This window comes from Flavobacterium branchiophilum FL-15, assembly GCF_000253275.1.
Lineage (GTDB): Bacteria > Bacteroidota > Bacteroidia > Flavobacteriales > Flavobacteriaceae > Flavobacterium > Flavobacterium branchiophilum.
Genome location: NC_016001.1, coordinates 3,547,532 through 3,559,884, shown reverse-complemented (window position 1 = coordinate 3,559,884; position 12,353 = coordinate 3,547,532). Strand labels below are relative to the sequence as shown.

Annotated in this window: 10 protein-coding genes; 6 read left to right on the top strand and 4 right to left on the bottom strand. The window is 34.4% G+C overall.

Annotation, left to right across the window (positions count from 1 at the left end; genetic code table 11):
- The first annotated feature begins 331 nt into the window (after positions 1-331).
- The 4 genes from rpiB to FBFL15_RS15595 all read left to right on the top strand — a co-directional run bounded on the left by rpiB (position 332) and on the right by FBFL15_RS15595 (position 4,939).
- Positions 332-763, top strand: coding sequence for a ribose 5-phosphate isomerase B (gene rpiB / locus FBFL15_RS15615; RefSeq protein ID WP_014085474.1), 432 nt, complete (start codon positions 332-334; stop codon positions 761-763).
- Positions 764-1,408: 645 nt separating this feature from the next.
- Entirely contained in the window at positions 1,409-3,526 is a 2,118-nt protein-coding gene (gene metG, locus FBFL15_RS15605; protein WP_014085473.1) for a methionine--tRNA ligase, read from the top strand.
- A gap of 6 nt (positions 3,527-3,532) precedes the next feature.
- Positions 3,533-4,219: an HAD family hydrolase gene (locus tag FBFL15_RS15600; protein WP_014085472.1), complete on the top strand. Its 687-nt coding sequence runs from the start codon at positions 3,533-3,535 to the stop codon at positions 4,217-4,219.
- Positions 4,220-4,486: 267 nt separating this feature from the next.
- On the top strand, positions 4,487-4,939 hold the full coding sequence (locus FBFL15_RS15595) for a 6-pyruvoyl trahydropterin synthase family protein (RefSeq protein ID WP_014085471.1): 453 nt from the start codon (positions 4,487-4,489) through the stop codon (positions 4,937-4,939).
- A gap of 71 nt (positions 4,940-5,010) precedes the next feature.
- Here FBFL15_RS15595 and FBFL15_RS15590 read toward each other — a convergent pair whose 3' ends face one another.
- Positions 5,011-6,555 carry an Rne/Rng family ribonuclease gene (locus FBFL15_RS15590; protein WP_044032646.1) on the bottom strand — a complete coding sequence of 515 codons (1,545 nt, stop codon included), beginning with the start codon at positions 6,553-6,555 and terminating at the stop codon, positions 5,011-5,013.
- A gap of 366 nt (positions 6,556-6,921) precedes the next feature.
- Positions 6,922-7,212, bottom strand: a complete 291-nt coding sequence (locus FBFL15_RS15580; protein ID WP_014085469.1) for an HU family DNA-binding protein — start codon at positions 7,210-7,212, stop codon at positions 6,922-6,924.
- A gap of 130 nt (positions 7,213-7,342) precedes the next feature.
- On the opposite strand from FBFL15_RS15580, the gene mutY reads away from it, so the two are divergent.
- The gene (gene mutY / locus FBFL15_RS15575; RefSeq protein WP_014085468.1) at positions 7,343-8,383 is read left to right on the top strand and encodes an A/G-specific adenine glycosylase; all 1,041 of its coding nucleotides are present in this window, start codon (positions 7,343-7,345) and stop codon (positions 8,381-8,383) included.
- 114 nt (positions 8,384-8,497) lie between these two features.
- Here mutY and pheS read toward each other — a convergent pair whose 3' ends face one another.
- Together pheS and FBFL15_RS15565 are read right to left on the bottom strand one after the other, a co-directional pair.
- Positions 8,498-9,517, bottom strand: a complete 1,020-nt coding sequence (pheS, locus tag FBFL15_RS15570; RefSeq protein WP_014085467.1) for a phenylalanine--tRNA ligase subunit alpha — start codon at positions 9,515-9,517, stop codon at positions 8,498-8,500.
- 115 nt (positions 9,518-9,632) lie between these two features.
- Complete coding sequence (locus FBFL15_RS15565; RefSeq protein ID WP_014085466.1) at positions 9,633-9,989, bottom strand: hypothetical protein; 357 nt, start codon at positions 9,987-9,989, stop codon at positions 9,633-9,635.
- A gap of 296 nt (positions 9,990-10,285) precedes the next feature.
- Between FBFL15_RS15565 and FBFL15_RS15560 the strand changes: the two genes are divergently transcribed.
- Positions 10,286-12,061: a 1-deoxy-D-xylulose-5-phosphate synthase gene (locus tag FBFL15_RS15560; RefSeq protein WP_014085465.1), complete on the top strand. Its 1,776-nt coding sequence runs from the start codon at positions 10,286-10,288 to the stop codon at positions 12,059-12,061.
- Positions 12,062-12,353: the final 292 nt, after the last annotated feature.

Sequence of the window (12,353 nt, the reverse complement as noted above, 5' to 3'; positions counted from 1 at the left end):
AAAAAAAAGTTCTTTAATTTTATTTGAAGTTATTAACAAACATTGTTCAAAACAGCTGTATTGATAACCAAGTAATTACAAAATTTATCAACAATGATAAATACTGTTGATAAAGTTGTTATTTAATTGATAATCAATACATTATATTTTATAACAAAAGGGTTTCATTTTCAAATATAATAAAAATATAAGATAGTTTGATATAAATATTGATAATTTCAAATAAGGTAAAAATTAAAATTTTGAGCTTAATAAAATAGGTTAAAAATTAAGTAATACTTATTTTAAAAAATGCTTAAATTTGCCAATCAAAAAAAATAAACAAACAACGATGAATATTTCTATTGGAAACGACCACGCAGGGCCAGCATATAAAAAAGCCATTGTAGCCATGCTAATAGCACAAGGACACCAAATAACCAACTATGGAACAGACAGCGCAGACAGTGTGGATTATCCAGATTTTGCACATCCAGTAGCCAAGGATATAGCCCAAAAAAAAGCCGATTTTGGCATTGTTATTTGCGGATCGGGCAATGGAATAGCCATGACGGCAAATAAGCACCAAGAAGTGAGAGCAGCCCTGTGTTGGACAAAAGAAATAGCGGCCTTAGCACGCCAGCACAACGATGCTAATGTGTTGAGTATTCCTGCTCGATTTACAGCTATTGAGCAAGTTTTAGAAATAGTAAACACTTTTTTACAAACTTCATTTGAAGGCGGGCGACACCAAAATAGGGTAGATAAAATAGCTTGTAATTAAAAAATAGCATATAATAGATGGGTATGTTTTAAATTTATTATTGAATTAATATTAGAATGTCGTTTAATTAAGTATTAATTTGTCTCAATAATCTTTGACAAAGTTTTAAATTTTGAAAACGATTGATAAAAAATATTTTAAAAAATAGTCAAATTTTATTATTAAACCCGTTTTTCGTTAGGGATAGCAATGATAATCCTTTTAGAAGCCCCCCAGCCCCCAAAAGGGGTGTGTTATTTTGCACGAATATAGTTTCTGAATGTGATTATCAAAAAAAGATTATTTCACAATGTGAAATTTCTTTTGGAGTTCAATGAACGTTGTTTGCAACGGATTGCCCGACCTTGTGGGAACGCCCAAAAAAAATTAATTGTATGGGCTGTTTTATACCAAATATATTTATAAAATAGTCCAAAGATGCGTAGTTATTTTTTAGAAAAAATTTTCAAAAAAAATCGTTGCATAGCTGGGCTACAGAACTATTTTTTTTTAATAATATTAGCAAAAAAGAACAAGTAGATTGGTCTATTTTATATGTATATTTGGTATTATTTGGCCTAAATAAAAAATGTTCTTTAAAAAAAAGGATAACTAGTTACTATTTAAAAATCAAAACTTTATTTTTGCATTTATTATAGAAAAATCATGATAGAAAATACAAATGAAAGCAACGTTACAAATAACGAAGCTACAAGATATACCATTACAGCGGCCTTGCCATATACAAACGGCCCAATCCACATTGGCCATTTAGCGGGGGTTTACGTGCCTTCGGACATTTATTCTCGCTATTTACGATTGCAAGGAAGAGACGTTTTGTTTGTATGCGGAAGCGACGAACACGGCGTTGCCATTTCGATGAAAGCCAAAAAAGAAGGCATTACACCTCAAGAAGTAATTGATAAATACGATGGCATTATCCGTAAATCGTTTGTGGATTTTGGAATTTCTTTTGATAATTATTCCAGAACTTCGGCTGCAATTCATCACGAAACGGCTTCGGAATTCTTCAAAACCTTGTATGACAAAGGCGATTTTATTGAAGAAGAAACAGAACAATTGTATGATGCTAAAGCCAATCAATTTTTGGCTGACCGATTTGTAACAGGAACTTGCCCAAAATGCGGCAACGAAGAAGCCTACGGTGACCAATGCGAAAAATGTGGTTCTACCTTGAACGCTACGGATTTAATCAACCCAAAATCGACCATTACGGGCGAAACCCCTATTTTGAAATCAACTAAACACTGGTTTTTGCCTTTGGATCGTTACGAAGATTTTTTGAAAGAATGGATTTTAGTTGGTCATAAAAACGATTGGAAACCCAACGTGTATGGTCAAGTAAAATCCTGGATTGATGGCGGATTAGAGCCTCGTGCCGTAACCCGTGATTTGGATTGGGGAATTGACGTACCCGTTGCAGGTGCCGAAGGAAAAAAATTATATGTGTGGTTTGATGCCCCTATTGGCTACATTTCTGCTACAAAAGAATGGGCAGCACGTGAAGGAAAAAATTGGGAACCCTATTGGAAAGATCAAGACACTAAATTGGTTCACTTTATTGGAAAAGACAATATTGTATTTCACTGCATCATTTTCCCAGCGATGTTGAAGGCCGAAGGAAGTTATATTTTGCCTGATAACGTGCCTGCGAATGAATTTTTGAACTTGGAAGGCAATAAACTATCGACCTCTAAAAACTGGGCGGTTTGGTTGCACGAATATTTGGAAGAATTTCCCAATCAGCAAGACGTATTGCGTTATGCTTTGACTTCGAATGCGCCAGAAACTAAAGACAACGACTTTACTTGGAAAGATTTCCAAGCTAGAAATAACAACGAATTGGTGGCGATTTTTGGTAACTTCATCAATCGTGTGGTGGTTCTGACTAATAAATACTACAACGGTATTGTGCCAGCTCCAAGCTCCCTAACCCCCGAAGGGGGAACACCCAACTTTACGGAATATGATGAAGCAGTTTTAAATGAATTAAAAGCGTATCCAGCGGTAATTTCAAGTTCAATTGAACGTTACCGTTTTAGAGAAGCTTTGGGCGAAATGATGAATGCCGCTCGTTTGGGAAATAAATATTTGGCCGACGAAGAGCCTTGGAAAGTGATCAAAGACAATCCAGAGCGTGTACAAACCCAAATGTATGTAGCCTTACAAATTGCAGCGGCTTTGAGTACACTTTGCGAACCATTTTTGCCTTTTACAGCAAAAAAATTAAGCCATATTTTAAAAATAGAGCAAGCTTTGAATTGGAATACCATTGCTGAAAATAGCGACTTACTTCCAGCCGGACACCAAATTGGCGAAGCGGAATTACTTTTTGCTAAAATAGAAGACGAAGAAATCCAAAAACAAATTGATAAATTGGAAGCAACAAAAATAGCCAACCTAGCCGAAAACAAAAAATCCGAACCACAAAAAGAAGCGATTCAGTTTGAAGATTTTGCCAAAATGGATTTGCGTGTAGGAACGATTTTGGAAGCGGAGAAAATGCCAAAAGCCAACAAACTTTTAATCTTAAAAGTAGATACTGGAATTGACGTTCGAACCATTGTTTCGGGCATTGCCGAAAGTTTTGCACCAGAAGCTATTATTGGTAAAAAAGTGACGGTTTTAGTAAATTTGGCACCCAGAAACCTTCGTGGCGTAGAAAGTCAAGGTATGATTTTGATGACCAACAATGCCGAAGGGAAATTGGTTTTTGTAAACCCAGATGCTGAAGGTGTTGGGAATGGTGAGACGATTAATTAAATCAATATGAAACCAAAAATAATAGCTTTTGATGCCGACGATACCCTTTGGGTAAACGAAACATATTTTGACGAAACCGAAAAAAAATTTTGCGAATTGATGCAAGATTACCTTTCGCATCAGGGTATTTCGCAAGAATTATTCAAAATTGAAATTGCTAATTTGAAACTGTATGGTTATGGAATTAAAGGCTACATTCTTTCGATGATAGAAGCCGCAATGGTTATTTCAAACAATACAATTCCCGTTGAGGTGATTGAAAAAATCATTCAATTTGGGAAAGAATTACTTGAAAAACCGATTGTTTTACTAGATGGTGTCGAAGAAACTTTGGAAGCCTTAAAAGGGAAATACAAATTAGTCGTTGCCACCAAAGGCGATTTATTAGACCAAAGGCGAAAATTACATAATTCTGGATTAGGGCACTATTTTCATCATATTGAAGTCATGTCTGACAAACAAGAAATTGATTATTCCGATTTAATCAAACGATTAGATATAGATTCTTCAGACTTTTTAATGATTGGAAATTCGTTAAAATCAGATGTGTTGCCAGTGCTAAACATTGGCGGACATGGTGTGCATGTTCCTTTTCATACCACTTGGGCACACGAAAGAATTGACCATACCATTGAACATGAAAATTTTCATTCGTTTGAAAAGATAAATGCTATTTTGTCATTATTATTTTGATAAATTAATATATTACCAAATATACCTATAAAATAGTCCAATCTATTGGTTCTTTTTTGCTAAAATTATCCAAAAAAATAGTTCCGTAGCCCAGCTATGCAACGATTTTTTTTGAAATTTTTTTCTAAAAAATAACTACGCATCTTTGGACTATTTTATAAATATATTTGGTATAATTTTGATTTAAAAATACAATATTTTTTAATAAAGTGAAATGAAAATTATTTTCAAAAAATGATGTAAATTTGCAACTCAAATCCTTTTAAAATGAGTAAAATTAGAATTACCAAACAATTTAGTTTTGAAACAGGGCACGCCCTTTATGGCTATGATGGCAAATGCAAAAATGTTCACGGACATAGTTATAAGTTGTCAGTAACCGTTATAGGAAGTCCGATAACCGATAGAGCTAACACTAAGTATGGAATGGTTATAGATTTTACAGATTTAAAAAAAATAGTAAAAGAAGAAGTTGTCGATTTGTTTGATCATGCTACGGTGTTTAATAAAACAACGCCACATATAGAGCTGGCCACAGAATTGATAGCCAGAGGGCATCATGTTATATTGGTTGATTATCAGCCAACTAGCGAAAATATGGTGGTTAATTTTTCCGAAAAAATAAAAAACAGATTGCCTGAAAACATCAAGTTACATTCATTAAAATTGCAAGAAACGGATACATCATTTGCAGAATGGTATGCCAGCGATAACGATTAATACCAATACACGTATTTGGTATAAACATAAAAAAACCGCTCCTTAGTAAGAAGCGGTTTTTTATTAATTTTTTACTCTTTAATTTCATTTCCGTTTTTGTCGAAAAAATGATATTCAAGATACGTGTAAGCGTCACGTGGAATGATTTTTACCCATTTTTTATGCTCAAAAAACCATTTTAAGCGTATAGATGGAAAACCTTTTGCAAGGTAAGCAGCTACAAAAGGGTGTGTATTGAGCACAACATTATTGTAACTTTTTAAATAATTCTCTAAATCGGAAGTTATTTTGTCGATAATAACGATAGGGGCTTCAATTTCGGCATTTTCGTTATTAGGGTCTTCTTCCCGTGTTTTAATGTTTACTTCAGGTCTTACACGCTGTCTGGTAATTTGAACAAGGCCAAATTTGCTAGGCGGTAAGATTTTGTGTTTGGCTTTATCATCGCTCATTTCTTCCCTTAGGAAGTCGAACAATACTTTTCTATTTTCAACATCGGTCATATCAATAAAATCGATCACAATAATGCCACCCATATCACGCAGTCGGAGTTGTCTGGCAATTTCGGCTGCCGCTATCATGTTTACTTCCATTGCAGTATCTTCCTGATTAGAAGCTTTGTTAGAACGGTTGCCGCTATTAACGTCTATAACATGCAGTGCTTCAGTGTGTTCTATAATCAGATAAGCACCTTTGCTCATCGATACTGTTTTGCCAAAAGATGTTTTGATTTGTCTTTCGATATTAAATTTCTCAAAAATAGGAGTATCTTTAGATTGATAAAACTTTACCATTGATTGTTTTGAAGGCGCTATTTTTTGAACGTATTCCTTCGTTTGTTGATACAACTCTTCGTCATCTATATGTATGCCACTGAAAGAATCATTGAATACATCTCGTAGTATCGAGGAAGCTCTGTTGAGTTCGCCTAATACTTTTGAAGGATGATGAGCAGTTGGTAATTTTTTACACATTGCAGTCCATCTGCTTAGCAGGTTCTGCAAATCTTTTTCTAATTCGGCTGTATTTTTGCCTTCGGCTACTGTTCTAACAATAACACCAAATCCTTTTGGTTTGATAGATTGTACAAGTTTTTTTAGTCGGTCTTTTTCAGATTTAGCTTCAATTTTTTGAGAAACCGAAACCCTGTCCGAAAAAGGTACTAACACCACATATCGGCCAGCCAAGGACAATTCAGAACTAATTCTGGGTCCTTTGGTCGAAATAGGTTCTTTAACCACTTGTACTAATATAGATTGATTGGCATTGATAATATCTGTAATCATACCATTTTTATCTATTTCTTTCTCAAACTGAAAGCTTTTTAGGGAGAAATCTTTTATTTTACCTGTGCTTACAAGTTTTATGAATTTCAATTGCGAAGCAAGATTAGGACCAAGGTCATGATAATGTAAAAAGGCATCTTTTTCGTAGCCTACGTTTACAAAAGCAGCATTGAGTCCTGCAACAGGTTTTCTGATTTTAGCAATAAAAATATCGCCAACTTGAAAATTGCTGGTTTCTTGTTCTTTATGTAATTCAATTAGTTTTCCATCTTTTAATAAGGCAAAATCTACGGCTTCAGGACTAGATCTAATGATTAATTCTTTATTCACGCTGTACATTTTTATCCGAACATTTGATTGTCGGTCATTGGTTGCTGATTTTAGTCTGGCTATGAATCATCAACCCTTAACTACCAACTTATTTTGTAAGGATGGATTAAACAATAATTTTACAGGTATTGTACCCGGTGAAGCATTGTCAAACATAGTATTATTAGAGCTTAGAGCTTTTACTTTAAAATGTATTGAAACAATAACTTCCTTTTCAATGAACTTAAAAAAAAGAAAAAGTAGTTAGACTACTTTTTCTTTTTATGACGGTTAGCTCTCGCTCTTTTTTTGCGTTTGTGTGTTGCTACCTTATGTCTCTTTCTTTTTTTACCACTTGGCATGTTTTTTCGATTTTATGGTTAATAATTATTTTGCTAAATTGTTTGTTTTTACACCTTCTACAAATACTTTTGCTGGTTTAAATGAAGGTATATTGTGTGCTGGTATTTTTATAGTTGTATTTTTAGAAATATTTCTTCCTGTTTTTTCGGCTCTTGTTTTTACGATAAAACTTCCAAAACCTCTAAGATATACATTATCTCCTGTTTCTAATGAGCTTTTGATTTCTTCCATAAAGGTTTCAACGGCTGCCTGAACGTCTTTTTTTTCAAGACCTAATTTTTCTGAAATTTTTGTTACGATATCTGCTTTCGTCATTTTCTTTCGTATTTATAATGATATACTTTTTTTGAGTTTGCAAATATAGGAATTAAAAAAACAATTATTCAAGCTAATTGACTAAAATTTAACAACATAAATATATACTTTTGCTAACTAATTGAATTTTATGTCATTTTCTAGCAAACTTATCCAGTGGTACCACCTTCAAAAACGAGATTTACCTTGGCGAAATACCACAAACCCATATCCCATTTGGCTCTCCGAAATTATGCTTCAACAAACTCGTGTTGCTCAGGGATTGCCTTATTATGAGGCTTTTATGAACCATTTCCCAACTATTTTTCATCTAGCAAATGCTTCAGAAGAACAGGTTTTAAAACTTTGGCAAGGATTGGGTTATTATTCTCGTGCCAGAAATTTGCATCAAACAGCCCAAACTATTGCCTTTGAAAAAAACGGGATTTTTCCTGATAATTACAAAGATTTATTAAAACTCAAAGGCATTGGCAGCTATACTGCTGCAGCTATTGCTTCTTTTTCTTACAACGAATATGTGCCTGTTGTCGATGGAAACGTTTTTAGAGTACTGGCTCGTTATTTTGACATATCAAATGATATAGCATTGATACAAACTAAAAGTGTTTTTTCAAACTTGGCACTCGAACTCATGCCAAAAGAGCATCCTGCCTTGTTTAACCAAGCCATAATGGAGTTTGGTGCCTTGCAATGTGTACCAAAAAATCCTGATTGCAACAGTTGTATTTTTAGCGATAGTTGTTTGGCATTGCAAAAAAAGAAAGTAGCACAGTTGCCTGTAAAAATTAAAAAAATTAAAGTCAAAAACCGATTTTTAAATTATTTTATCTTGCAAGATGAAAAAGCCAATTCGATTGTTCAAAAACGGATAGCAAAAGATATTTGGCAAAATTTATACGAATTTCCTTTATTAGAATCACTTCATTTTGATGATGATACCATTGTTTTACAATATCTAAACGACCATTACAACGTTAAAAGCCTCAAAAAGCTTCAAAACGAACCGATAATACACAAATTGACCCATCAAAAATTGCACCTTCAGTTTTGGAAAGTTCAAATCGAAGGCCAATTAAACGAAGGAAAAACATTTGATCATATTAGAACTTATCCGTTTCCAATTGTCATTCACCATTTTTTAGAAACATTTTCAAATTTTGAAGAGTTGTAAAAAAAAACGCCTATTGTCTGGAATAAATTAGACAATAGGCGTTTTATGGATGGTGTTTATCGTATTATAAATATAAAAAAGCGTGAAATAATGCAATTATTTGTTAATAAAAAATTACAAACTTGATTTGAATTGTTCTAAAAAGCGAACATCATTTTCATAAAACATTCTAATATCGCCAATTTGATACAGCAACATCGCAATACGTTCGATGCCCATTCCAAAGGCAAAACCATTATAGTCATCGGGATTGATGTTGCAATTTTTAAGTACATTTGGATCTACCATACCACAACCCATAATTTCTAGCCATCCTGTACCTTTTGTAATTCTATAATCTGTTTCTGTTTTTAAACCCCAGTAAATATCTACCTCGGCACTTGGTTCTGTAAACGGAAAGTATGATGGGCGAAGTCTAATTTTAGATTTTCCAAACATTTCTTTTGTAAAATATAGCAAGGTTTGTTTCAAGTCGGCAAATGAAACGTCTTTGTCTATATATAAACCTTCTACTTGATGAAAAATACAATGCGAACGAGAGGAAACAGCTTCGTTTCTAAATACCCTACCTGGCGAAATGGTACGAATAGGAGGGGTGTTGTTTTCCATATACCGCACTTGAACAGATGAGGTGTGGGTTCTTAATAAAATATCGGGATTGGTTTGAATAAAAAAGGTGTCCTGCATGTCTCGTGCTGGGTGGTATTCTGGCAGGTTGAGTGCCGTAAAATTGTGCCAATCGTCTTCTATTTCAGGCCCCTCGGACACATTGAAACCTATGTTTGCAAAAACATCAATAATTTGATTTTTTACAATAGAAATAGGATGTCTTGAGCCAATATTTAAGGCTTCGGCTGGACGGGTCAAATCACCATAAATCCCTTTGGTTTCTTCTTTGTTTTCTAAGGATTCTTGAAGGGTTCTTACTTTTTCCTCGGCTATGTTTTTGAGCAAATTAATTACTTGACCAAATTCTTTTTTTTGGTCGTTTGGAACGTTTTTAAAATCTGCAAATACTTCTTTTAACAAACCTTTGCTTCCTAAGAATTTAATTCGGAAGGCTTCTAATTTTTCTTTGTTTTCTGTTTGAAAAGCTTTGGCTTCGGCTATATAGGCTTTGATTTTGTCTGTCATCACTTGGATTGTTTTAGCTTATTTTTTGGGTAGGCATTCATAAGTGCAAAATTAGTTTTTTAGTCTTAAATATTGCCTTTTTAGAACATTTTTTTGAATCAAAATAGATAAAAAATCAATCAATTAACTCTTTTTCTAAAAAATAGGCTACAATAGCCTCTTTCATCAGTACTGATTGTTCGCCAGCTTTTAAGGCAGGAAGTTGTTCTTTTACGGTATAATGTGGCCAGCCATCGGCATCAAAATAATCAAAGGTATAATAACCGTATGGCTCTAATAGCCTACATATAGCAATGTGCATTAAGTTTAATTTATCATCTTTTTGATAGGTTTTGTGTATCTTTCCTAGTTCTTGTATGCCAATCAAAAAAATGATGGCTTCTAAATCTAAATCTTCGCCTTGCGAAAACCGATCGGACAAAATTTGAACTAATCGTTCCCAACGCTCCTTTAGTTGTGGGTCTCTTGCCATTTTGCTTTGTATTTATTTTTTTTGCAAATATAGATATTTAGCAACTACTCTTTTGTGTTTATACCAAGTAATCCTTTTTGATTTTAAAATGAGATAGTGCGGCGTAGCCTTTTGAAATTGTTTAGACAATCGGTTTGTTTCTAAAAAAATGGTTGTAGATTTGTATTTTGAAATTCATGAAATCGACACAATCTAAAGATGGGCACTACCAAAAGCGTTACAACACCTTTATTCCTATTTGGAATAATATTAACGTGGAGTAACCCCAATGATTAAATAGATACCCAATACAACCGATGAAAAACCAACTTTTATCCAAAATCCATTCGCCAGCCGATTTGAGACAACTGTTGCCCTCACAATTGGAACAACTTGCTCAAGAGTTAAGACAATTTATAATAACAATAGTGGCTAGTAAAGAAGGGCATTTGGGGGCTAGTTTGGGAGTTGTAGAACTTACAATTGCCTTGCATTATGTATTTGACACGCCAAATGATTTATTGATTTGGGATGTTGGCCACCAAGCTTATGGGCATAAAATACTTACAGAACGTCAAAATATTTTTCATACCAACAGACAGTTTGGAGGTATTTCGGGATTTCCAAAAAGGGCCGAAAGTGTTTATGATGCCTTTGGAGTAGGGCATTCTTCTACATCTATAAGTGCTGCATTGGGCATGGCATTGGCCTCACAATTGAAGGGAGACACCCACAAAAACCACATAGCCGTTATTGGCGATGCTTCGATTGCAAGTGGGATGGCTTTTGAAGGACTCAATCATGCGGGGGTTACGGGAGCCAATTTGTTGGTTATTCTAAACGACAATGCCATTGGAATAGATCCGAGTGTTGGAGCCCTAAAAAATTATCTTACTACCGTAAAAGAAGGGCATAACCCAAAGGCAAATAACTTAATTCAATCATTAAATTTTGATGGTTCTGGCCCAATAGACGGCCATAATATAACATTGATTATCAAAGAATTAGAGCGTTTAAAAAAAATAAAAGGGCCCAAATTTTTGCACCTTATTACTACAAAAGGTAAGGGACTTCAACAAGCCGAAACCCATCAAGTTACGTATCATGCGCCTGGCAAATTTAATGCCAATACCGGAGAACTCATGCTAAAATCTGATGTTGATTTGCCACCCAAATTTCAAGATGTTTTTGGCAAAACTATTTTAGAGCTGGCACATCAAAACCCCAATATTATAGGAATTACTCCAGCCATGCCAACGGGCAGTTCTTTAAAATTGATGATGGAAGTATATCCTACAAGGGCTTTGGATGTTGGGATTGCCGAACAACATGCGGTTACACTAGCAGCAGGAATGGCCACTCAAGGAATGGTTGTTTATTGTAATATTTATTCAACTTTTTTACAGCGTGCTTATGATCAGGTTATTCATGATGTGGCTTTGCAACAATTGCCTGTTGTATTTTGTTTAGATAGGGCTGGCTTGGTTGGCGAAGACGGTGCCACCCACCATGGTGTTTTTGATTTGGCTTTTTTGAGTGCTATTCCAAACATGATTGTATTTGCACCAAAAGATGCAATTGAACTTAGAAACATACTTTATACGGCACAACTTGGACTACAAAACCCCATAGCCATTAGATATCCAAGAGGCCGATGCAGCCTTGTAGAATGGGAAAAACCATTTGAAAAAATCACTATTGGACAAGCCATTTGTTTGAAAAAAGGACGCCAAACAGCACTTTTGACCACTGGAACCATGACAAATGTTGTGAGTGGTATTTTATCAAAAATAAATCAAAATTCCGATTTTGGACATTATCATTTTGGATTTGTAAAACCACTAGATTGTGATGCTTTGAAATCCATTACGTCTAATTATCAAAACATGATTACCCTAGAAGACGGCACCGTCAAAGGAGGGTTTGGTGCTGCTATTGGGGCTTATGTTTTAGAACATCAATTGACAAATCGTGTCAAAATTTTGGGTATTCCAGATGCGTTTATAGAACACGGCAGCATGGATATGCTCCATAAACATTGTGGTTTGGATCCAGAAAATTTGACTCAAATATTTGAAACATTTAACAGATAATCCAAAACATAACCCGAACCTCTTCGGGTTTCTATATTTATAGGACTATCCGCAACTAGAACTATTTCATAGTGTAAATTAGTTTTCGACTATTCTTTGCGAGCTCAATGTTACGCAAAGGCACAGAGCTGCAAAGAAAATGAAGCCTTTATTACCAAATATACATATATAATAGTCCAATCTATTGGTTCTTTTTTGCTAAAATGAGTCAAAAAAATAGTTCCGTAGCCCAGCTATGCAACGATTTTTTTTGAAAATTTTTTCTAAAAAATAGCTACACATCTTTGGACTA